We start from the raw sequence: 20,010 nt of genomic DNA on the forward strand, positions 1-20,010 counted from the left end.
CAGTCATCGACGCTGGGAAGCGTCGATGAGCGGCCGGCGTCAGCCCAGGAACAGGCGGTAGGCCGGGTTGTCGGTCTCATCCCAGTATTCGTAGCCCATGGCCTGCAGCGCCTGCGGCAGGGTCGCCTGCTCATCGTCCGGCACCTGGAGCGCCGCCAGCACCCGCGCCTGGGCTGCGCCGTGGTTGCGGTAGTGAAACAGGCTGATGTTCCAGCGCCGGCCCAACCGTTCGAGAAAGCCCAGCAGTGCGCCAGGGCGCTCGGGGAACTCGAAGCGCAGTACCCGCTCCTGGATCTGCGGCGCGGCATGCCCGCCGACGGTATGGCGCACATGCAGCTTGGCCAACTCGTTGTCGGTGAGGTCGAGCACCTCGTAGCCCTGCTCGCGCAGGCTGTCGAGCAACCCCGTGCGCGGGTCGCGCTGTGGGTGGGTCTGCACACCGACGAACAGCCGGGCCGGCTTGCCGGGCTGGCAACGGTAGTTGAATTCGGTCACCTGGCGCCGGCCCAGGGCCTGGCAGAAGGCCCGGAAGCTGCCGGGGCGCTCGGGGATGGTGACGGCGATCACCGCCTCGCGCTGCTCGCCCAGTTCGGCGCGTTCGGCCACATGGCGCAGGCGGTCGAAATTGACGTTGGCGCCAGAGTCGATGGCCACCAGGGTCTGCCCGCGCGCACCCTCGCGCGCCACGTATTTCTTGATCCCGGCCACGGCCAGGGCGCCGGACGGCTCGGTGATCGAGCGGGTGTCGTCGTAGATGTCCTTGATCGCGGCGCACAGCTCGTCGCTGCTGACGCTGATCACCTCGTCGACGAAATGCCGGCACAACTCGAAGCAATGGGCGCCGACCTGGGCCACCGCCACGCCGTCGGCGAAGCTGCCGACCTGGGGCAGGACCACGCGCTGCCCGGCGGCCAACGCCGCTTGCAGGCAGTTGGCGTCATGCGGCTCGACACCGATCACCTTGACCTGCGGGCGCAGGTACTTGACGTAGGCGGCGATGCCCGCGATCAGCCCACCGCCGCCGACCGGCACGAAGATCGCGTCCAGCGCACCCGGCTGCTGGCGCAGGATTTCCATGGCCACAGTGCCCTGCCCGGCGATCACATCCGGGTCGTCGAACGGCGGTACGAGGGTCGCGCCTTGCTCGTCGGCCAGGCGCAAGGCGTGAGCCAGGGCGTGGGGGAAGCTGTCGCCGTGCAGCACCACGTCACCACCCCGGGCGCGCACACCGGCGATTTTCAGCTCCGGCGTGGTGGTGGGCATGACGATGGTCGCCACCATGCCCAGGTGCGCCGCCGCCAGGGCTACGCCTTGGGCATGGTTGCCGGCCGAGGCGGTGATCACGCCACGCGCGCGTTCGGCCTGGGACAGGCGCGACAACCGCGTGTAGGCACCGCGGATCTTGAAGGAGAACGTCGGTTGCAGATCTTCGCGCTTGAGCAGCACCTGATTGCCAAGACGCGTCGAGAGCGCCGGGGCGGGCTGCAGCGGTGTTTCGATGGCCAGGTCGTACACGGGCGCCGCAAGAATGCGCCGCACCTGCTCCGACAGCAGTTGCTGGGGCGTGACGGCGGTACGGGGGCTGACGCTGAGATTGCTCATCGATGACTCCTGGGTGGTTTCACGTGCCCAGGAGTCGAGAAGAAAAAACCCGCCTCCAGGGCGGGTTCGGTGCCAGTGCGCGCTAGCCCGCCAATCCGATGATGGCGGTAATAATGATCAGGCCGAAGGTGCGCGCTGGCAGGGAGGTATTCATGGGGTAGGAACTTATCCCGCCAACTCGTAGGAAGTCAACACTCCGCCGTGCGCTGCTGGGCGGACAGCGGCACGTCGAAGACCTTGTCGAAGCCCCACTGGAATACGAAGGCATAGACGAAGAAGAACACGAACAGCGCCAGGTTGGTGAGCAAAGCGCTCCACAGGCTGATGTCCAGCCAGAACGCCACCAGCGGCAGCAGGATCAGCACCAGCCCGCCTTCGAAGCCCAACGCATGCAGCAGGCGCCGCAGCCAGGTCCGGCGACGCTGTGCCTGGCGCGCTTCCCAGCGCTCGAAGGCCCAGTTGTAGCCCATGTTCCAGCTCATGGCGATGCCGGACATCAGCACCGAGAGCAACGTGGAATGGGCCATGCTGGTCTCGAACATCAGCGCCAGCGCGGGCGCGACGCAGGCGACGGCGATGATTTCATAGAGGATGGCCTGGACGACCTTGCGAGCCTTGCCTTGCATGGGGCGTTCCTTCGCGTAAACGGACAACGACGGTACCCCGGTTCAGCGTGCGGTTCAAGCGATGCGCTACGGCGCATCCCCCACTGCCGCCGAGCGCTCGGCCGGCTCTGGGGCGCCCAGTGCCTGGCTGAAGAAGGCGGCGGTCTCGCTTTGCAGGCTGCGGTGCACTTGGCGCCGATCGACGCCATCGGCATCTTTGCACAGCACGGCCATGCGCTGGCGTTGCTCGTCGTCGCACGGCGCCATGAACACGAAATGGCCGGCACCGGAGAGCAGACGGTAATCAGGGGTGACCGGCAGCTTGCGCGCCAGGGCGCTGGCATTGCGCTCCACGGCCAGCAGTTGATCCTGATCGCCGCTGTAGATCAGCGCCGGCACCTGCACATTGGCCAGGGCATGGCGACCGAACATCAGCCCCAGTGGGGCCATCAGCACCACCGCCCCGACCCGCGGATCGGCCTGGGGCGCCAGCTCGCTGCGATCGGAGATCAGCACGCCATGGGTCTTGCAGGCATCGGCGTCCAACGGCCGCTCCAGGCAGTAGTTGCGCAAGCGTTCCAAGTCTGGTCGGGCGCCGGAGAGGATCAGCGCGGTCTCGCCACCGGCCGAATAGCCGATCACACCGACCTTGCCGGGGTTCAGATACGGCCCCAGCAGCGTGTCGGCGCGTGCGGCGCTGATCGCGGCACTCACCTGCAGCGGGCGTCCATACAGGTTGCTCAGGGTGCCAAGACGGCTGTGATCGTGCAGGTTGTCGCCGGGATGGGTCACCGCCACCACCACGAAACCCTGTCGCGCCAGTGACGTGGCCAGATCATGCAACGCCACGGGCGTACCGGTGTTGCCGTGGGAGATCACCAACAGCGGAAATTGCCCCAGGGCCACCGGCGCTTCCTCGGCCACGCGCAGCGTATAGCCATCGATACGCGTCTGATGCGCCGTGGCGCTACTGGGGTAGAAGACCAGTGCCTGCATGGGCTGGGCATCCAGCGGGTCGCTCAGGGCCAGACGATGCAGGCCGGCCACCCAGGGCGCAGCGTCGGCGCGGGCCAGCAGGCCACCGAGCAGGAGCAGGGTCAACAGGGCACGGGTCTTCATCGCGGCGGCTCTCCCCTGGAGGTGGACGAGTAGCACAAGCATAGAAGCGCAGCGCGTGGGTGCAGATGAAAGATCCATGAAAAAGCCGGCTGTCGTGCGCCACGACAACCGGCTTTTTCAGCAGCGCTGAATCAGGCGGCGAACAGTTCGCCGGCGATCTGCGCCTGTGCGGCCGCGATGGCCGAGCTGCGCTGCTCAGGACCGTAGGCCAGGCCTTCGGCGCGGACGATCTGCAGATCGGTGATGCCCAGGAAGCCGAACAGTACCTTGAGGAATTCTTCGTGGCCGACGCCGGTCGGCTGGCCTTGGTGCAGACCGCCAGCGGTGGAGACCAGAATCACCTTCTTGCCACCGCACAGGCCTTCGGGACCGGCTTCGGTGTAGCGGAAGGTCTTGCCGGCGACGGTTACGCGGTCGATCCAGGCCTTGAGCTGAGTCGGCACGCTGAAGTTGTACATCGGCGCGCCGATGACCACGGCGTCGGCCGCCAGGAACTCGGCCAGCGTCTCGGCGCTCAGGCGTGCTTCGTGAGCTTGAGCGGCGTCGCGGGCTTCTTCGGCGGTGCCGGCGGCCAGCAGGGTCGCGGCGGAGAAGTGGCTGATGGCATCGCTCGCCAGGTCGCGGTAGGTGACTTCCACGCTCGGGTCGGCCGCTTTCCAGGCTTCGACCACTTCGCGGCTCAACTGACGGGAGGCGGAATTGTCGCCCAGGATGCTCGAGTCGATGTGCAACAGTTTCATGGGAATCTCCTGTGAATGACGACCGCGCAGTGAGGCGATCAGGATGGGCAGGATGCTACAGAAGGGTTGAATAGGTGAATAGTGAGCAAAAGTGCATTAGTTTGTTCCACTGGTGGAACGGTGGGACCGAACATGCAAGACCTCAATGACCTTTTCTATTTCGCCCGCGTGGTCGAAGCCGGGGGCTTCGCTGCGGCCGGCCGTCAATTGGGCATTCCCAAATCGCGCTTGTCACGGCGCATCGCCGAGCTCGAGGAACGCCTGGGCACGCGCCTGTTGCAGCGCACCACGCGGCAATTGAAGTTGACCGCCGTGGGTGAGCGCTACCTGCACCATTGCCAGGCGATGCTGCTGGAGGCCGAGATGGCCGACGAAGCGGTGGCCAGCATGACCAGCGAACCGCGCGGGCGGCTGCGGGTGTCTTCGCCGGTGGCGCTGGCGCACGCGTTCCTGCCACCGGTGATCAATCGTTTTCTGCAACAGTATCCGCAGGTGCAACTGGACATGGTGCTGCTCAATCGCCGCGTCGACCTGATCGCCGAAGGCATCGACGTTGCCTTGCGCGTGCGTGACGTGGGCGACGAAGACCCAGCCCTGGCCACCCGCCGCCTGCGCCAGGCGCGCATGCACCTGGTGGCCGCGCCGGGTTTCGCCGTCGGCCTGGAGCACCCCTCGCAGTTGCTGAGCCTGCCGGTGCTGGGCGCCGCCGAAGCCGATCGGCTGGTGCACTTTCGCCTGATCGGGCCCCATGGCCAGGCGCAGGACATCGCCTTGGAACCGCGCCTGGCCATCGACGACTTCATCGTGCGCAAGGCCTCGGCCTGTGCGGGCCTTGGTTTCACCGCACTGCCGAGCATGTACTGCGAAGAGGAGCTGGCGCGTGGCGAACTGGTCCGCCTGCTGCCAGACTGGTCGCTGCCCGGCGGGTTCCTGCAAGCGGTCTACCCCCATCGACGCGGCGTGCTGCCGGCGGTGCGGGTATGGATCGATCATCTGGCGGCCTCGTTCGAGGCCTGTGGAGAGCGCTATGTCTGAACGACACCTGACGGCCGAACAGGCCGCGGCCTTTTGCCTGAGCCTGCCCGGAGCACAGGAGGATTACAAATGGGGCGGAGTGCGGGTGTTCTCGGTGGCAGGCAACAAGATGTTCGCCGTGCAAGACCTGGCGGGCGCCGGCCTGTCGTTCAAAGTGGACGACACACTTTTTCTCGGCTACTGCGACCGTCCCGGCGTGCGGCCGGCGCCCTACCTGGCGCGCGCGCACTGGATCAGCGTGGCGCCGCCCTACGCCCTCGGCCGCGAAGAACTCACTGAGTTGTTGCGCCGCTCCCACCAGTTGGTGGTGCGGCGCTTGGCCAAGCGGTTGCAGGTGGGGTTGGTGATCGAGTGAGTACAGAGCAGTTGGTCAGCCCCCCTCAACGCCCCAGCCACCCCAGCCACAGGTAATCCGCCCACACCGCCTGGTGCACCACCACGATGCCCCAGAACACCACCTGGTAAGACACCTTGCGTGTCTTGTGGCGAAACAGTTGCTGGGCCACCAGTGCCCCCGGCCAGCCGCCCAGCAGTTCGCTGGCGTGCAACACCTTCTCCGGGATGCGTCGACCCAGCTGGCGGGCCTGGCGCTTGTCCTGCCAGTACAGCGCCAGGCACACCAGGCTGGCCAGGGGGTACAGCGCCAACGGCAACCAGGACTGCCCGTTCCAGGCCATGCGTGCGATACCTGCACCTGGCAGCAGGCACAGGCCAAGCAACACCAACAATTTCAGGCGCAGGTAGCGCACAGCGCCCTCCCCAGCCCGACCAGGGCCAGGCCGGGCGGCGGCTGGATCACGTTTCATCCGGCGTGCGCCGTCGCCCAGTCGACCCAGCCGAACTGCCAGGTCGCCAGGATCAGCAGGCCGAAGGCGATGCGGTACCAGGCGAACACCGCATAGCTGTGATGCGCGATGAACTTGAGCAAGGCGCGCACCGCGATCATGGCAAAGATGAACGACACCACGAAGCCGATGGCGAAGACTGGCAGATCGGCCGGCTGGAACAGGTCACGGTACTTGTAGCCCGAGTACACCGCGGCCCCGACCATGGTCGGCATCGCCAGGAAGAACGAGAACTCGGTGGCCGCCTGGCGCGACAGGCCGAACAGCAGGCCGCCGATGATGGTCGAGCCCGAGCGCGAGGTGCCCGGAATCATCGCCAGGCACTGCACCAGGCCGACTTTCAGGGCGTGACTCCAGCGCATGTCATCGACATGCTCCACCGCGATGCGGTGATCGCGCTGCTCGGCCCAGAGCATGATCACACCGCCCACCACCAGCGCCACGGCCACGGTGATCGGGTTGAACAGGTATTCATGGATGAGATCGGCGAACAGCACGCCGAGCACCACCGCCGGCATGAAGGCGATCAGCAGGTTGGCGGTGAAACGCCGGGCCTTGGGCTGCGTCGGCAGGCCCTGCACCACCTGGAAGATCTTGCTGCGAAACTCCCACACCACGGCAAGAATGGCGCCGAGCTGGATGATGATGTTGAACGCCATTGCGCGCTCGCCGCCGAAATCGATCAGGTCGGCCACGATGATCTGGTGACCGGTACTGGAAATCGGCAGAAACTCCGTCAGGCCCTCGACGATACCCAGAATGATTGCCTGAAAGGCACTCCAAAAATCCATCAACTCCCCCAAGTGAATACCGCTCGTTGGCGGCATCCTAGTTTTTTTCCATTACAGATGTGCACCGCCCGCGCGGCGTCGCTGTTTTACAGCGTCTGTTGGTCCGGACGCCAGCGAAAAAGTTCGCGCAGACTAAAGGTTTCATCTTGCGCGGCCGAGATCCTAACAGAGACCCGTGCGCAGGCGCGTGCGGGATGCAACAGGGAAGGTCGCCCGACGTCGGTCGACTGGGTTGCCGGACGCCAACCGTGGTTGGATGTCGCTCGTATAAAAAGAACAACGCAATGGAGTGAGCTTTCGATGAACACACTGAGATCGATGTCGATCAGCCGGCGTCTATGGCTGATCCTGCTGGTGTCCCTGGCCATGCTGCTGGTGCTCGGGCTGCTGTTGCTGCGCCAGATCCACGGCGACCTGTACCAGGCCAAGGCGGAAAAGACCCGCCACGTGGTGGAGACCGCCGTGGGCGTACTGGCCTATTACCAAGGCCTGGAAGCCGCCGGCACGCTCGATCGGCAAAGCGCCCAGCAGCAGGCGCTGCAAGTGGTGCGCGGGCTGCGCTACGACAAGGACGACTATTTCTGGATCAACGACCTGCAGCCAAAGATGATCATGCACCCGGTCAATGCCAAGCTCGACGGCCAAGACCTCTCGGCGATCCGCGACCCGAACGGCTTCGCCGTGTTCAACGAGATGGTGAGTCTGGCCAAAGCCAAGGGCGCGGGGCCTGTCAACTACCACTGGCCCAAGCCCGGCGCCAGTGAGCCGGTGGCCAAGACCTCGTACATCGAATTGTTCACACCCTGGGGCTGGATCATCGGCTCGGGGGTCTACGTAGACGACGTCCAGGCCGAGTTCGCCCGCCAGGTGCGCGACGCCTCGCTGCTGGGGCTGGCGATCGCCGCGCTGATGGGCCTGCTGGTCTGGCTGATCGCCCGCAGCATCGCCCGTCCGTTACAGGAAGCGGTGCAGGCCATGGGTAACATCGCCAGCGGCGAAAGCGACCTGACCCGGCGCCTGGACACCCACGGCCGCGACGAGATCACTCACCTGGGCGAATACTTCAACCGCTTCAACGGCAAGCTGCAGGGCGTGATCGGACAGTTGCAAGGCACCGCCCATGCCCTGGCCCAGACCGCCGGGCAGGTCGGCGACAACGCCGGCAGCGCCCAGCAGCACAGCGCCAGCCAATCGCTGCAGATGGACCAGGTGGCCACTGCGGTCAATGAAGTGACCTACGCGGTGCAGGACGTGGCCAAGAATGCCGAACAGGCCGCCAGCGAGATGCGCACCGCCCAGGAACAAGTGGACCAGGGCCAGCAGGCGATTCAAGGCAGCCTGCAGCAGATCGACCGGTTGTCGGCGACCATCGACCAGGCGCAGGGCGTGATTCGCGACCTGGCCGGGCACAGCACGCGCATCGGCGGCGTACTGGAAGTGATCCGCTCGATCGCCGAGCAGACCAACCTGCTCGCCTTGAACGCCGCCATCGAAGCCGCACGGGCGGGCGAACAGGGTCGCGGCTTTGCCGTGGTGGCCGACGAGGTGCGCCTGCTGGCCCAGCGCACGGCTCAGTCCACGGCCGAGATCCAGACCATGATCGAGCACCTGCAAGGTCAGTCGGACGCGGCGGTCAAGGCCATCGACACCAGCAGCGAGGCCTCGCGCCAGACCGTCGCCCAGGCCCGCGAGGCCGGCAGCCGGCTGACCGCCATCGAGCAGGCGCTGCACACCCTGGCCACGCTCAACACCTCGATTGCCAGCGCCACCTTGCAGCAGACCCATGTGGTCGAGGAGATCAACCGCAACGTGCTCGACACCGCCGGCCTGTCCCAGCAGACCGCCGAGGCCGCGCGCCAGTCCAGCGACGCCGGTACGGCACTGGCCCGTCTGAGTGAGGAGCTCGAGCAGTTGCTGCGCCAGTTCAGGGTCTGAGCGGCCCTGTCCCACCTGACAACTCTGCCAGTAGACCGCCCAGCCGGACCTGGCAGACCGTTGAGCCTCCATGCCACCACTGGAGATCGACATGTTCAGGTACAGCCTGGCCGCAGCCCTGGTCCTGGGGTTGCCGAGCGCATTGGCCGCCGCGCCCATCGAGGTGGGCACACCACAGGAAACGCTGCGGCGCATCAACGACAATTACAACCGCATCGACAACGCGTGCAAGGAGCCGGGAGGCGCGCCGCGCGGCCACTACTACTGCAGCGGTGTCACCCTGCGCATGGTCGATGACGGACCGTTCAATCCCTGGGACTACAGCCCCTACGCCATCAGCACCGGCGCCACCTCGTTCAGTTGGATCCGCAAGGACCTGAGCACCAGCCGCCTGATTCGCCCGGCAGGGTTCATCCTGCGCACGCCCGAGGACGCCCGGCGGTTGCAGGCACCGGTGATGGAAACCGGCTTCATGTGCATCTACGCCTTCGACGGCTTCACCGGGCCGGATCGCCAAGCGTGGGGCTGCGGCACGCTCAAGCAGCCTGTAAAAGGCACGCGCTGGTCCGACACCCGCCCCGAGGGCTACCAACTGCGCTCGGCAACCACTCCGCCCAACGCCAACGCCGCCCTGGCCTGGGGCTCGTGCGACCTGCGCAAGATCGATACCGCGGCGCAGTGGCGCAGCCAATTCGGCCACCTCAGGCCACCTGCACTGGCGCCCAACAACCTGAACCGCATCCAAGTCCAGCAGTGCTCGTGGAACGCCGAACAGGCCGCAGACTGGAATGCCATGATCGACGTCCACCAAGCCCCCGGCACCCGCCATCGGGACGGTTTTGCACGCAAGGAACTGCTCAACGAGTTCCTGCTGCGCAATGACCAGTCCGGCAAGACCCCCGACGACGGCAGCGCCCGCCTGCCCTACATCGATGCCTTCGTCTGGGACGTCAATAGCACCTATGTGGCCAGCACCCGCGGCGATACGCGCAAGGCCCGGCCCACGGTCGGTCTCGCGCCGGCCCAGGCGTTCCAGCGCAAGCTGTACGCGCAAGGCTACGCGGTGCCGATCCTGCGCCTGGACTTCACTCAGCCTGCCAGCCAGCGCTTCAGCTACGAGCCCAAGGATCAGGTGGTGCCGCTGAGCGATGCGCCAACGCCCACCCCACCTGCACCTGCGGCGCCGCAGCCGGGCATGCTGATCGCCTCCGCCGATTGGATCGAGCGCAAGCCGAACGAACTGGGCATGGGCCGTGCCGAGAAGTCTTTGCTCCTCAAGCTGGCACCCGGGGTGAAATTGAGCACCGACAATGTCGAGGCCATCTATGCGGACCTGGAAGCCCGCTACGGCGACAGTCCGCAATGGCTGCACGATGAAATCCATCCCGGCAGCATGCGTGCGCAACTGCAGTGCCTGGCCGTGCGTCACCCGAACAATGCCCAATGGCAGCTCGAACCCTGGCGTCCGGTGCTCTCGTCCACCGACATGCAAAAGGCCAACTGCAACCCGGTGCGCAGGCTGATCGAGTCGACCCGCTGGACGGTGCTGACTGAAAAAGGTCAGCCGCTCACATCCGAAGACAGCGGCGAGGCGCTGTTCGGCTTGCGGGTGGTGCCAACCGCGCTGGGCCGGCAAGCCAGTGCACAGGACTTGTACGCCGAGCTGTACCGCCAGGAAGGCCTCGATCCGCGCTGGCAGGAGGGCATTGCCGGCAGCATGGACCTGCAACTGGCCTGCCTGCACAAACTCTACAACCGCAAGGCCGACTGGAACCTGGAGCCCTACCGCCTGGCCACCTCGTCGGCGCAGACCGAAAAGGCCAAGTGCAACCCGTGAACGTGCATCGGCCCAGTGCCCGCGCAAACGGCGGACGGTGGGCCGAGTCATTCACGCTGAAACGGGATTGCAACCGACTTTCTCCGCCTGCTCCTCGTTCACGAAGGGCCGTACCGGCTCCAGGTTATAAGTGGACTTGTAGCGGATCGGGTTGCCGACCTTGTCCTTGCCGAACACATGGCAACTCAATTGAGTGGCCATGGAGTTGCGCCGTGAACCTCGGTCGTAATCTTTCCAGCGCGAGTCGCTGCCGTACCGGCTCTTGAGCTCGGCGTACATCGCATCGACTTCGGAGCGCTCGATATTGCGTCCGCAACGGGTCGGTTTGACCGACAGGGTCCAGACATTCTTGCGGAAACCCGGATCGTAGCGGCGGATCCACTCGGCACTTTCCACGTACTGGCTGCACGTAGCGTTAGCGCGGCTGCCGTCGGCCTTGAGGAACTGGGCATTGGACTCACAGGCGAACCGCGTCTTGGCAGAAGCGTCCTTGGGAAAGTCCATCCGCATCACCGGCACCCAGTTGCCGGTCTTCGCGTAATAGTCCTGCTGGTTGCGCTGCGCTGCGCCCAATCCTCGCGACTCGCTGTAGAAGAAGGCGGCGATCGGTACAGGTTCATCGGCCTTCCAGCTCACCAGACGCAATTCGGTCTGCACTTCACGCCCGGTCCGAGTATCGGCGATCGACTGGCGCGCCTTGATGAAGGAGGCGAACGCATCGCGCCGGGCGCTGGCATCAAGGCGTCCGTTCATGTCGAACGAGCACTGGCGTTGGCGACGGTGCCGACCGCCCTTGTCTTCGTACAGCGCGTCGAAGTATTTGCGCCAATCCTGGGCATTCATCAGCTTGGCCGACTGACAACTGGCCTCGGTCCGTCGAGTGGTGCGGTTGTCGCCGCAACCCCGACTGTCGCGGTCATCGGTCCAGGCATCGACGGGAAAGGCACAATAGACGTCGAGTTTCTTCTGCCCTTTGCCCACATAATCGCGTGGGGTGAAGATCATGCCATCGGTATAGCCCAGGCCGGGATCCTCGTAGCCGATCTTGTCGGCACGCATCCACGACACCGACACGCCTCCCGACTTTTCAGAAGCTGGGCTGGGGTTCCACACGTCGTAGCGCTCGCCCTTGTGGGCATCGGCGCGCTGGGTGCCGCGGATCATCACGCCGGAGCAATCGACGGCCGGGTTGCGCCCGCAGGCATCGACCGTCTTGTTGTACCACTGGGTCACCTCGCTGGCGACGGCCTCGCATTGGTCAGCCGATATCGCGCCGGTAGACACGCACATGGGTACTGCGCAGGCAAGGATGAAGGGGAATCGTGATCGTTTCATGGGTGACAACCCTCGGTTGATCAGGTGTCAAGTCATCCTATGACCCACCTGCGCGCGTCACTACTGGCAGAAATATCAGTTCTGGCGGACCCGAGACGGCCGTTACCGGCCACGCATTTGCAGGTTACAATCGCGCCCTTTCCCCTCCCCAAGGAGCGCCGATGTCCGGCCTCGAACTGTTCGCCGCCGTGCTCGGCGTCATTGCTGTCTGGCTCACCGTCCGGCAGAACATCTGGTGCTGGCCGATCGGCCTGGTGATGGTGGTGCTCTATAGCTGGATCTTCTACGACGTGAAGCTGTACTCGGACATGCTCCTGCAACTGGTCTACGCCGTCCTCAACCTGTACGGCTGGTGGCAGTGGACACGTCCCGACCGAGTCGAAGAGGCCCGTCAGGTTTCGCGCCTGGATACACCGACACTCATGCGCGGCCTGGGCGTGGGACTGCTGGCCAGCATCGCCCTGGGCGCCGCCATGGCGCACTGGACCGATGCCGCGCAACCCTGGCTGGATGCGGCGCTCACCGGCTTCAGCCTGGTGGCGCAAGTGTGGATGGCGCAGAAGCGTTTGCAGTGCTGGGCGCTGTGGTTCGTGGTCGATGTGATCTTCGTCGGCCTGTTCCTGTACAAGGGCCTGTACCTGACGGCGGCACTCTATGCTCTGTTCACCCTGATCGCCGTGCGCGGCTGGGTGGCGTGGCGGCGCGACCCGGCGCTGGCGAGCGCATGAAGGTTCTGGTGTTGTGCGGCCCGGAGTCCAGCGGCAAGAGCTGGCTGAGCGGCGAGATCCAACGACGCTTCGGCGGCGTGACGGTGGGCGAGTACGTGCGCCATTTCATCGATGTCGAGCAGCGCGATACCTGCTACGCCGACATTGCGCCCATCGCCCAGGGGCAATTGGCCTGGGAAGATCAGGCGCGCGCTCAGGCCCCGCAGTTGTTGATCCTCGATACCCACCTGCTGAGCAACCTGCTCTGGAGCCGCGCGCTGTTCGGTGACTGCCCGACCTGGCTGGAGCAGGCGTTGCTGCAACGCCATTACGACCTGCACCTGCTGCTGAGCCCCGAAGGCGTGGAGTGGATCGCCGACGGTCAACGCTGCCAACCGCGGCTCGAAGAGCGCCAGGCGTTCTTCGACGACAGCCTGCTGTGGCTGCGCTCGCACAACCAGCCCTTCAAAGTGATCGGCGGCGACTGGTCGCACCGCCGCGAGGAAGCCTTCACGGCGGTTGCGGCACTGCTCGCCTGTTAAGTCGGCGATACACCTCCCCCTCGCAAATCCGCACCGTTCAAGGCCTTTCGATGCGCCCACGGCAGTTGTATCAGTGGTGATACACATGCAGCGCCCTGCCACCTGGCGCTGCTGGGCGCGTTACCAGCTCTGCTGCCGCCCTCGCTGTCTCGACCGTGAGACAGCGTCACCGCCCTGTCATCGAACGCACCGCTCAAGTACCTGATTTCGCGGGTAAAGCCGAAAGCGGCACGGCTTTCGCTCCCTCTGTTCGCGCAACGCCCAAAGGCCAGCGCACAGCAAAGGAGTGATGCCGTGGGGATCAAGCACACAACAATACCTGCACTGCTCGCGCTGGCCGGACTCGTGGCCATCCCCTGTGCGCTCCCCGCCTTCGCGGCGGGCAACGGCGTGGTGGTGCTGACTCGCGATGTCCAGCCCCGCCAGGCGGACCGCCGCACCGGCACCCCAGACCCCTACCCGACCACCGTCAATACCAACCCCTCGGCGCGCGTACAAGCGCAGACCAACGAGCTGTCCGACGGCGACTTCGCCCAGGTGGCCAGTGGCACCCGCGTCAGCCGCCAACTGCTGCCCGACAACGGCAACAACCTGCGCGGCCTGGGTGGCCATTCATCGCCGTTGCCGGGGATGGCCGGCGGCTCCAGTGCCGGCGCATCGGCGACCGGCAGCCTGGCCGGCACGGTGAACCAGAACGTCCAGCGTGGCCTGGCGCCCCTGCAAATCCTGACCCGAGGCCAATGACATGGGCAGCATCAGCTTGTGCCTTGTGTGTCTCGGCCTGGCCGTGAGCGGCGCTGGGCTGGCCGCCGCGCCGGTGATCGACAACGCCACCCTCGACAGCAGCGGCCGCGCCTACCAGGGCAACCTCGACATCAACCAGGCCGCCGGCCATGCCCTGCAGCAGGCCACGGTGAAAGCCATCGCCATCGGCACCCAAGGCCAGGCGCGCACGCAGATCGACCAGCGCAACGATGCGCGCGCCGATGTCGGCCACGATGCCCAAGTACGGATCGACGGCGCTGCCTTCAGCCAAGGCAACGGCATGCTCGGCATCAACCAGGCGGCCGGCGCCGCCACGCAACAGGCCAACGCCGTGCGCATCAGCATCAGCGCCGCACCGCAAGGCATCGACGACAGCATTCTCAGCCAGCAGAACGTCGCGCTGGCCAACAGCTCCGAGGCAACGGATCGCACACCCGGCAGTCGCCTGGTCACGACCAGTGATCAGGCCTTCACCGGCAGCCGTGGCGTGGTCCAGTTGAATCAGAGCGCCGGGGTGGGCAACCGAATGGCCAACACCCTGAGCGTCCGGGTCGCGGATTGACCCTCGATACAGCCCAACACTCGACAACCAAACGACAAGCGGAGAAACACCATGAAACCTAAAATGGCACTCAAGCCTCTGGTATTCGCCCTCGCTGCGGTCATGGCAGTGGCGGCGCAGGCGGACGAAAGCGCGACTGGCAACGCCGGTCAGGAGAGCCTGCGCTCACTGCTGACCAATGCCGGTTCTGCCGCCACCGTGCTCGACACCCAGAGCAACGCCGGCAACCGGTCGCTCAATCAGGGCACTCGCAACGACGCGCGCATGGACAACTCGGCCAACGGCTCCCAAGGCAACCTGGGTGCCAACGTCGCGGCCGGTACCGGCAACCAGCAGGACAACGTCGCCGCCATCGCCACCGCCGATGAGAAGTTCATCTTCGGCAGCGCCGTGGCCATGTCCCAGGCCACCCAGAGCAACACCGGCAATACCGTCAAGAACCTTTCCGCGACCAACAACGCCAACCTCTACGGTTCGGCCAACGGCAGCTCCGGCAACATCGGCGTCAACGTCAGTGCCGGCGACTTCAACCAGCAGAAGAACAACCTGGCCATCGCCGTGTCCGGCGGTCGGGTCGCCGCCGCCACTGGCGCGGCCAACCAGAACGTCGGCGGCCTGAGCGTCGACAACAAGGCCGACCGTACCTACAGCACCGAAACCCTCAACTCCAGCTACTCATCCACCGGCACCTACAAAGGCACCGGTTCCGGCTATGTGGAGCAGAGCAGCCGCGACTGGTATGGCAATACCCGCGTCGAGAAGAGCCCGGTCAAACTCCACGAAGAAGGCACGTTCGACCTGGCCGGCGTCGCCTCCTATCAAGTGCTGACCCCCACCGGCTGGCGCAACCCGGTCACCAACAACGCCAACCTGAACAACTCGCTGAACAACGTCTCGGGCAACGTCGGCGCCAACGTCTCGGCGGGTGTCGGCAACCAGCAGACCAACTCGCTGTCCATCGCCGCAGGGTGCAAAGCCTGCATGTAACGCCTGTGGTACGGGGCCCTGCGGGGCCCCTTTGCGTGTGTGTATGCGGTGGAGAACGTCATGCGCGTTGTGCTGATTGCCACACTGCTGTTGCTTGCAGGCCACGCCGAAGCGACGCAGATGCCCATCGCCGCCCTGCCCGGCGGCACGCTGGTCTACAAGCCGGTGCAGAGCCTGCGCGAACGCCGCTTCGCCGACCTGGTGCAGCAGAAGACCGACTTCAGTTGCGGCGCCGCCGCCCTGGCCACGGTACTCAAACAGGCCTACTGGCTCGATGTCGATGAACACCAGGTGATCGAGGGCATGCTTGCCCACTCCGACCAGGACACGGTCAAGGTCCAGGGCTTTTCCATGCTCGACATGAAGCGCTACGTCGAAAGCATCGGCATGCGCGCCCGTGGCTACCGGATCGAAGCCGACACCCTGGATAAACTCAGTATCCCGGTGATCGTGCTGATGGACATTCGCGGCTACAAGCACTTCGTGGTGCTACAGCGCATCGACAGGGGCTGGGTCTACATCGGCGATCCGGTGCTGGGCCACAAGCGCTACACCCTCGAGGATTTCCGCAAAGGCTGGAACGGCATCATCTTCGCCGTGATCGGCCCCGGCTACGACAAGGCCAATGCCCTGCTCGACCCTCCGGCGCCGTTGACCGCCAAGCGGCGCATCGACGGTTTCTACCCGGTCGAGGACGCGCAACTGATGGAGTTCGGTTTCATCCAGAGCGATTTCTTCTGACCATCAACACAAGGGGCGCCAAGTCCCCGGGAGCAGCGATGAAGACGATCAACTGGCTGGTCGCCGCCTGCCTGGCGACCAGCCTTCCCGTCCACGCACAGGTGTTCAAGCCCGTCGAGGTCAAGGACCAGGAGCTGGCGCAGTTGCGTGGCAAATACGTGATGCCGGGGCGCATCATCAGCTTCGGCATCGTCATGAGCAGCACCTGGCAGAACGCTGCGGGTGACCGCATCGGCGCGACCACCCGCCTGCAGGTGCAGCAAAACGTGATCAAGCCGCAGTTCTACGTGTCCATGACCGGCGAGAAAGGCACCGGGCAGTTGCCCACCCACGGCAACGGTCTGGTGGAAGGTGGCGCCGGGCTGCTCAACGCTACCCAGGGCGTGACCCAGTCGGTGCGCGCCGCCGGGGACAACAACAGTGCCTACAACGACGTGGCGATCACTGTCCGCCAAGCCAGCCAGGTGGGCGACGCCGCCCTGCCCCAAGGCCAGCCGCTGCCTGCCGGCACCACGCTGAGCAACAGCAATGCGGCCGGCACGCTCAGCGTCTCCAACAGCGGCAACGGCATCCAGATGGCCATCCAGGCCAATGACAACCAGGGCCAGAGCCTGCAACGCCTGGCCAATGGCGGCATGCTCCAGGCCACCACCTTGCTCGGTGGCAACAACGCCGTCAGCAACCTGACCCAGCTCAATGTGGTGCTGCGCGACAACCTGCCGTCCTCGGGCGCTTTGAACTGTAATCTCGACCCGCTCAAAGGCCTTCGAGTCACCGGATACTGATCTACGCTTCGCTTCAATCAACGGGGTTGGAAGGGACGGCTGACATATGCATCGATCGTTGTCGTTGGGGGCAGTTGTGTGCCTGGGAACCTTGCTGCCGGTGTCGCTGCTGTATGCAGCGAACGATCCCCAGGTGGAAGCGCTCAAGGCTGAATTGGCCGCGCTCAAGCAGCGTTACGACGCGCAGCAACAAGCGCTGATGGTGTTGGAGCAGCGCGTGCGCCAGGTCGAGGAGCAACCGGCAGCGCCGCCTCCCAAGCGCCTGACCCGCTCGCCGGCTTCAGCGCCGCGCAACAACCAAGCGATCGCCGCGGCAGGCAGCACCGGCAGCGCCAGTGGCGCGTCCTATGGCGAATCGCTCAAGGACGATTCGGCGCCGGCGCAAAGCGTCTCCAACCTGTACGACGAAGCCAGCGGATTCTTCGGCGGCGGCCGCTTCAGCGTCGAGACCGGCATCAGCTATGCCCGCTACGACACCCGCCAACTGATCCTCAACGGCTTCCTGGCGCTGGACTCGATCTTCCTCGGCAACATCAACCTGGACCGGATCAAGGCCGACAACTGGACCTTGGACCTCACCGCCCGCTACAACCTGGACAACCGTTGGCAGTTCGACGTCAACGCCCCGATCATCTACCGCGAATCGACCTACCAGTCCGGCGGCGTCGGCAACAACGCCCAAGGCATTTCCGAACGCAGCGTGACCCGCGACCCGACCCTGGGCGACGTCAACTTCGGAGTCGCCTACAAGTTCCTCGACGAGTCCGAGAACACCCCGGATGCGGTGTTCAGCCTGCGCGTCAAGGCGCCGACCGGCAAAGACCCGTTCGGCATCAAGCTGCGCCGCGACACCGCCAACGACAGCCTCAGCTACCCCGAGGACCTACCCACCGGCAACGGCGTGTGGTCGATCAGCCCAGGCATTTCGCTGGTCAAGACCTTCGACCCGGCGGTGCTGTTCGGCAGCCTGTCGTATACCCATACCTTCGAGGAATCGTTCGGCGACGTCAGTTCCACGCTCAACCAGAAAGTGCCGGGCAAGGTGAAGATCGGCGACAGTTTCCAGGTCGGGGCCGGTGTGGCCTTCGCGCTGAACGAGAAGATGTCGATGTCGTTCTCGGTCTCGGACCTGATCGCCAAGCGCTCGCGGATCAAATCTGCGGAAACCGGCGACAGTTGGACCGACGTCAAGAGCAGCGACGCCAACGCGGCCTACTTCAACGTCGGCATGACCCTGGCGGCCAGCGATCACCTGACCATCGTGCCCAACCTGTCGATCGGCCTCACCGAGGACGCGCCGGACTTCACCTTCAGCCTGAAATTCCCGTACTACTTCTGATCGGCTTCCACCAGCGCCGCGACGATCTGCTCGAAGAACCAGCTCAGCGCCGTCGAGCGTTCGCTGCGCGAGTGCCAGTACAGGGCAACCTCGAAGTCGGGCACCTCGAACGGTAGCCCGACCCTCTTCAGCGGGCGGTCCAGCGGCAGTTCGCAGAAGATCCGGGCGATGCGCGACGGCAACCTGGTCAAGCTCAGCGAAACGGTGGCCTGACCCGCGGTCGACGCCGCACCGCAGCATGATCCATCGATCTGACTGATGATCACTATCGAACGGCCTGCTTATGGAGCAGGCCGCAGGCCCTCCTATAATCGCCTTCCATTTTTCCCCCGCCTCACTCGCCTGCCCCAGGCGACCTCTTCTTGGAATCTGTATCATGCCAAGCCCGAACCCGGCCCATCAGGGCCGTCCCGAACATGCGCAACAAAGCCTGCTCCAGCAATGGCTGGCGATCCTCTCGGTGGCCGTCGGCGCCTTTGCCCTGGTGACCAGCGAATTCCTCCCGGTCGGTGTCCTCAACGATGTCGCCGCCGACCTGGGTATCAGCGCCGGTCACGCCGGGCTGATGGTCACCCTGCCCGGCATCATGGCTGCCCTCGCTGCGCCGTTGCTGTCGGTGAGCATCGGCGCGCTGGATCGCCGCTACCTGCTGGTAGGCCTGACGTTCAACATGATCGTGGCCAACGCCGTGGTGGCCTACGCCAGCGACTTCAACCTGCTGCTGCTCGGCCGCGTGCTGCTGGGCATCAGCATCGGCGGCTTCTGGGCCACCGCCATCGCCTTGAGCGGGCGCCTGGCGCCACGGGGCGTCGGCGTCGGCCAGGCGAACTCGATCATCATGGCCGGCGTGACCCTCGCCACCGTGCTGGGGGTGCCGGTGGGCACCTGGCTCAGCGGCCTCATGGGCTGGCGCATGACCTTCCTGGTCACGGCGCTGGTGGGCGTGCCGGTGCTGCTGGCCCAGGTATTCCTGCTGCCACGGCTGACCCCGGAAAAGGCCATTCGGGTCAGCGACCTGCCGGCCCTGTTCCTCAATCCTTTGGCGCGGGTGGGCCTGATCGCCGTGCTGCTGATCGGCCTGGCACATTTCGCCGCCTACACCTACGTCGCGCCGTTCTTCAAGGAACGCGCCGGCTTCGACGGGCCGACCATCGGCTCGCTGCTGCTGCTCTATGGCGTGGCCGGAGTGATCGGCAACCTGTTCGCCGGCTATGCCGCCAGCCGCAGCGTGCGCTACACCCTGCTGCTGGTGGCCCTGCTGATCGGCACCAGTACCGCGCTGTTCCCCACCTTTGCCACCAGCCTGACCGGTGCGCTGATGCTGATTGCCCTGTGGGGGTTCGCCTTCGGCGCGTTTCCAGCCTGCGCCAACATCTGGATGTTCGTGGTCGCGCCCAAGGATGTGGAGCGCGGCATGCCGCTGTTCGTAGCGATGTTCCAGGTCATCATCGCCCTGGGTTCGTTCTTCGGTGGGCGCATCGTCGATCAGTTCGGCAGCCCGATGCTGCTGAGCCTGGCCACGGCTCTGGTCGGCTGCGGCTTCGTCACCGTGCTGGTGCTTGGGCGCCACGTGAGCAACAGCGCTGCCACGCAACCTGCTTGAACTGGCCTGGATCACGCAATAATTCACCCTTCTGAGCGCCAGGGACGGCACACACAGGCGATTGATCTCAAATCCACACCACTCTTAGCAAGCCATGCCCGCTGCGCCCACGTATGATTGGATCCAATCAATTGG

General features: G+C 65.3%; 21 protein-coding genes. 13 read left to right on the forward strand and 8 right to left on the reverse strand.

The genetic code is table 11. The features are described from left to right. Positions 1-39 precede the first annotated feature (39 nt). From ilvA to Q7C30_RS03415, 4 genes are all read right to left on the reverse strand, one after another. Positions 40-1,602 carry a threonine ammonia-lyase, biosynthetic gene (gene ilvA, locus Q7C30_RS03400; RefSeq protein ID WP_317870672.1) on the reverse strand — a complete coding sequence of 521 codons (1,563 nt, stop codon included), beginning with the start codon at positions 1,600-1,602 and terminating at the stop codon, positions 40-42. A gap of 188 nt (positions 1,603-1,790) precedes the next feature. After that, the gene (locus Q7C30_RS03405) at positions 1,791-2,228 is read right to left on the reverse strand and encodes a PACE efflux transporter (protein ID WP_029614385.1); all 438 of its coding nucleotides are present in this window, start codon (positions 2,226-2,228) and stop codon (positions 1,791-1,793) included. Positions 2,229-2,294: 66 nt separating this feature from the next. Further along, complete coding sequence (locus Q7C30_RS03410) at positions 2,295-3,326, reverse strand: dienelactone hydrolase (RefSeq protein WP_295485251.1); 1,032 nt, start codon at positions 3,324-3,326, stop codon at positions 2,295-2,297. A gap of 131 nt (positions 3,327-3,457) precedes the next feature. Next, positions 3,458-4,066, reverse strand: a complete 609-nt coding sequence (locus Q7C30_RS03415) for an FMN-dependent NADH-azoreductase (protein ID WP_039577502.1) — start codon at positions 4,064-4,066, stop codon at positions 3,458-3,460. Between the two features lie 132 nt (positions 4,067-4,198). On the opposite strand from Q7C30_RS03415, the gene Q7C30_RS03420 reads away from it, so the two are divergent. Together Q7C30_RS03420 and Q7C30_RS03425 are read left to right on the forward strand one after the other, a co-directional pair. After that, on the forward strand, positions 4,199-5,101 hold the full coding sequence (locus tag Q7C30_RS03420; protein WP_039577497.1) for a LysR substrate-binding domain-containing protein: 903 nt from the start codon (positions 4,199-4,201) through the stop codon (positions 5,099-5,101). Beyond that, positions 5,094-5,456: an MmcQ/YjbR family DNA-binding protein gene (locus Q7C30_RS03425; RefSeq protein WP_317870673.1), complete on the forward strand. Its 363-nt coding sequence runs from the start codon at positions 5,094-5,096 to the stop codon at positions 5,454-5,456. Before Q7C30_RS03420 ends, Q7C30_RS03425 begins: the two co-directional genes overlap by 8 nt. 25 nt (positions 5,457-5,481) lie before the next feature. Here the strand turns inward: Q7C30_RS03425 and Q7C30_RS03430 are convergent, their stop codons facing one another. Both Q7C30_RS03430 and Q7C30_RS03435 read right to left on the reverse strand, forming a co-directional pair. Beyond that, entirely contained in the window at positions 5,482-5,907 is a 426-nt protein-coding gene (locus tag Q7C30_RS03430) for a DUF1294 domain-containing protein (protein WP_295485253.1), read from the reverse strand. Then, positions 5,904-6,737, reverse strand: coding sequence for an undecaprenyl-diphosphate phosphatase (locus tag Q7C30_RS03435; protein ID WP_295485254.1), 834 nt, complete (start codon positions 6,735-6,737; stop codon positions 5,904-5,906). The genes Q7C30_RS03430 and Q7C30_RS03435 overlap by 4 nt, the downstream gene beginning before the upstream one ends. Positions 6,738-7,037: 300 nt before the next feature. On the opposite strand from Q7C30_RS03435, the gene Q7C30_RS03440 reads away from it, so the two are divergent. Then, positions 7,038-8,672, forward strand: coding sequence for a methyl-accepting chemotaxis protein (locus Q7C30_RS03440; RefSeq protein WP_317870674.1), 1,635 nt, complete (start codon positions 7,038-7,040; stop codon positions 8,670-8,672). A 91-nt stretch (positions 8,673-8,763) separates the two neighbouring features. Further along, on the forward strand, positions 8,764-10,509 hold the full coding sequence (locus Q7C30_RS03445) for a DUF2599 domain-containing protein (protein ID WP_317870675.1): 1,746 nt from the start codon (positions 8,764-8,766) through the stop codon (positions 10,507-10,509). Positions 10,510-10,560: 51 nt separating this feature from the next. Here Q7C30_RS03445 and Q7C30_RS03450 read toward each other — a convergent pair whose 3' ends face one another. After that, complete coding sequence (locus Q7C30_RS03450; RefSeq protein ID WP_317870676.1) at positions 10,561-11,844, reverse strand: DUF2599 domain-containing protein; 1,284 nt, start codon at positions 11,842-11,844, stop codon at positions 10,561-10,563. Positions 11,845-12,005: 161 nt separating this feature from the next. Between Q7C30_RS03450 and pnuC the strand changes: the two genes are divergently transcribed. From pnuC to Q7C30_RS03490, 8 genes are all read left to right on the forward strand, one after another. After that, on the forward strand, positions 12,006-12,572 hold the full coding sequence (gene pnuC / locus Q7C30_RS03455) for a nicotinamide riboside transporter PnuC (protein WP_317870677.1): 567 nt from the start codon (positions 12,006-12,008) through the stop codon (positions 12,570-12,572). Continuing rightward, positions 12,569-13,093, forward strand: coding sequence for an AAA family ATPase (locus Q7C30_RS03460; protein ID WP_317870678.1), 525 nt, complete (start codon positions 12,569-12,571; stop codon positions 13,091-13,093). Before pnuC ends, Q7C30_RS03460 begins: the two co-directional genes overlap by 4 nt. Positions 13,094-13,387: 294 nt before the next feature. After that, positions 13,388-13,837 (forward strand): hypothetical protein, encoded by a 450-nt coding sequence (locus Q7C30_RS03465; protein WP_317870679.1) that lies wholly within the window; start codon positions 13,388-13,390, stop codon positions 13,835-13,837. A 1-nt stretch (position 13,838) separates the two neighbouring features. After that, complete coding sequence (locus Q7C30_RS03470) at positions 13,839-14,420, forward strand: adhesin (RefSeq protein ID WP_317870680.1); 582 nt, start codon at positions 13,839-13,841, stop codon at positions 14,418-14,420. Positions 14,421-14,471: 51 nt separating this feature from the next. Further along, complete coding sequence (locus tag Q7C30_RS03475; RefSeq protein WP_304485117.1) at positions 14,472-15,407, forward strand: heme utilization protein; 936 nt, start codon at positions 14,472-14,474, stop codon at positions 15,405-15,407. 60 nt (positions 15,408-15,467) lie between these two features. Next, entirely contained in the window at positions 15,468-16,148 is a 681-nt protein-coding gene (locus tag Q7C30_RS03480; protein ID WP_029614381.1) for a C39 family peptidase, read from the forward strand. A 38-nt stretch (positions 16,149-16,186) separates the two neighbouring features. Beyond that, on the forward strand, positions 16,187-16,933 hold the full coding sequence (locus Q7C30_RS03485; RefSeq protein WP_317870681.1) for a hypothetical protein: 747 nt from the start codon (positions 16,187-16,189) through the stop codon (positions 16,931-16,933). 46 nt (positions 16,934-16,979) lie between these two features. After that, positions 16,980-18,272, forward strand: coding sequence for a transporter (locus tag Q7C30_RS03490; RefSeq protein WP_317870682.1), 1,293 nt, complete (start codon positions 16,980-16,982; stop codon positions 18,270-18,272). On the opposite strand, the gene Q7C30_RS03495 is transcribed toward Q7C30_RS03490, so the two are convergent. Then, on the reverse strand, positions 18,263-18,463 hold the full coding sequence (locus Q7C30_RS03495; RefSeq protein WP_317870683.1) for a hypothetical protein: 201 nt from the start codon (positions 18,461-18,463) through the stop codon (positions 18,263-18,265). The two genes, Q7C30_RS03490 and Q7C30_RS03495, sit on opposite strands and share 10 nt — an antisense overlap. A gap of 185 nt (positions 18,464-18,648) precedes the next feature. On the opposite strand from Q7C30_RS03495, the gene Q7C30_RS03500 reads away from it, so the two are divergent. Beyond that, positions 18,649-19,875, forward strand: a complete 1,227-nt coding sequence (locus Q7C30_RS03500) for an MFS transporter (RefSeq protein ID WP_317870684.1) — start codon at positions 18,649-18,651, stop codon at positions 19,873-19,875. Positions 19,876-20,010 lie beyond the last annotated feature (135 nt).

The organism is Pseudomonas sp. RAC1 (genome assembly GCF_030658255.1).
GTDB classification, from domain to species: Bacteria; Pseudomonadota; Gammaproteobacteria; order Pseudomonadales; family Pseudomonadaceae; genus Aquipseudomonas; species Aquipseudomonas boreofloridensis.

What these genes read in the sequence shown, in the direction of transcription:
- ilvA (WP_317870672.1), bottom strand. Translation starts at nt 1,602, where the DNA reads ATGAGCAATCTCAGCGTCAGCCCCCGTACCGCCGTCACGCCCCAGCAA.
- Q7C30_RS03405 (WP_029614385.1), bottom strand. Translation starts at nt 2,228, where the DNA reads ATGCAAGGCAAGGCTCGCAAGGTCGTCCAGGCCATCCTCTATGAAATC.
- Q7C30_RS03410 (WP_295485251.1), bottom strand. Translation starts at nt 3,326, where the DNA reads ATGAAGACCCGTGCCCTGTTGACCCTGCTCCTGCTCGGTGGCCTGCTG.
- Q7C30_RS03415 (WP_039577502.1), bottom strand. Translation starts at nt 4,066, where the DNA reads ATGAAACTGTTGCACATCGACTCGAGCATCCTGGGCGACAATTCCGCC.
- Q7C30_RS03420 (WP_039577497.1), top strand. Translation starts at nt 4,199, where the DNA reads ATGCAAGACCTCAATGACCTTTTCTATTTCGCCCGCGTGGTCGAAGCC.
- Q7C30_RS03425 (WP_317870673.1), top strand. Translation starts at nt 5,094, where the DNA reads ATGTCTGAACGACACCTGACGGCCGAACAGGCCGCGGCCTTTTGCCTG.
- Q7C30_RS03430 (WP_295485253.1), bottom strand. Translation starts at nt 5,907, where the DNA reads ATGAAACGTGATCCAGCCGCCGCCCGGCCTGGCCCTGGTCGGGCTGGG.
- Q7C30_RS03435 (WP_295485254.1), bottom strand. Translation starts at nt 6,737, where the DNA reads ATGGATTTTTGGAGTGCCTTTCAGGCAATCATTCTGGGTATCGTCGAG.
- Q7C30_RS03440 (WP_317870674.1), top strand. Translation starts at nt 7,038, where the DNA reads ATGAACACACTGAGATCGATGTCGATCAGCCGGCGTCTATGGCTGATC.
- Q7C30_RS03445 (WP_317870675.1), top strand. Translation starts at nt 8,764, where the DNA reads ATGTTCAGGTACAGCCTGGCCGCAGCCCTGGTCCTGGGGTTGCCGAGC.
- Q7C30_RS03450 (WP_317870676.1), bottom strand. Translation starts at nt 11,844, where the DNA reads ATGAAACGATCACGATTCCCCTTCATCCTTGCCTGCGCAGTACCCATG.
- pnuC (WP_317870677.1), top strand. Translation starts at nt 12,006, where the DNA reads ATGTCCGGCCTCGAACTGTTCGCCGCCGTGCTCGGCGTCATTGCTGTC.
- Q7C30_RS03460 (WP_317870678.1), top strand. Translation starts at nt 12,569, where the DNA reads ATGAAGGTTCTGGTGTTGTGCGGCCCGGAGTCCAGCGGCAAGAGCTGG.
- Q7C30_RS03470 (WP_317870680.1), top strand. Translation starts at nt 13,839, where the DNA reads ATGGGCAGCATCAGCTTGTGCCTTGTGTGTCTCGGCCTGGCCGTGAGC.
- Q7C30_RS03475 (WP_304485117.1), top strand. Translation starts at nt 14,472, where the DNA reads ATGAAACCTAAAATGGCACTCAAGCCTCTGGTATTCGCCCTCGCTGCG.
- Q7C30_RS03480 (WP_029614381.1), top strand. Translation starts at nt 15,468, where the DNA reads ATGCGCGTTGTGCTGATTGCCACACTGCTGTTGCTTGCAGGCCACGCC.
- Q7C30_RS03485 (WP_317870681.1), top strand. Translation starts at nt 16,187, where the DNA reads ATGAAGACGATCAACTGGCTGGTCGCCGCCTGCCTGGCGACCAGCCTT.
- Q7C30_RS03490 (WP_317870682.1), top strand. Translation starts at nt 16,980, where the DNA reads ATGCATCGATCGTTGTCGTTGGGGGCAGTTGTGTGCCTGGGAACCTTG.
- Q7C30_RS03500 (WP_317870684.1), top strand. Translation starts at nt 18,649, where the DNA reads ATGCCAAGCCCGAACCCGGCCCATCAGGGCCGTCCCGAACATGCGCAA.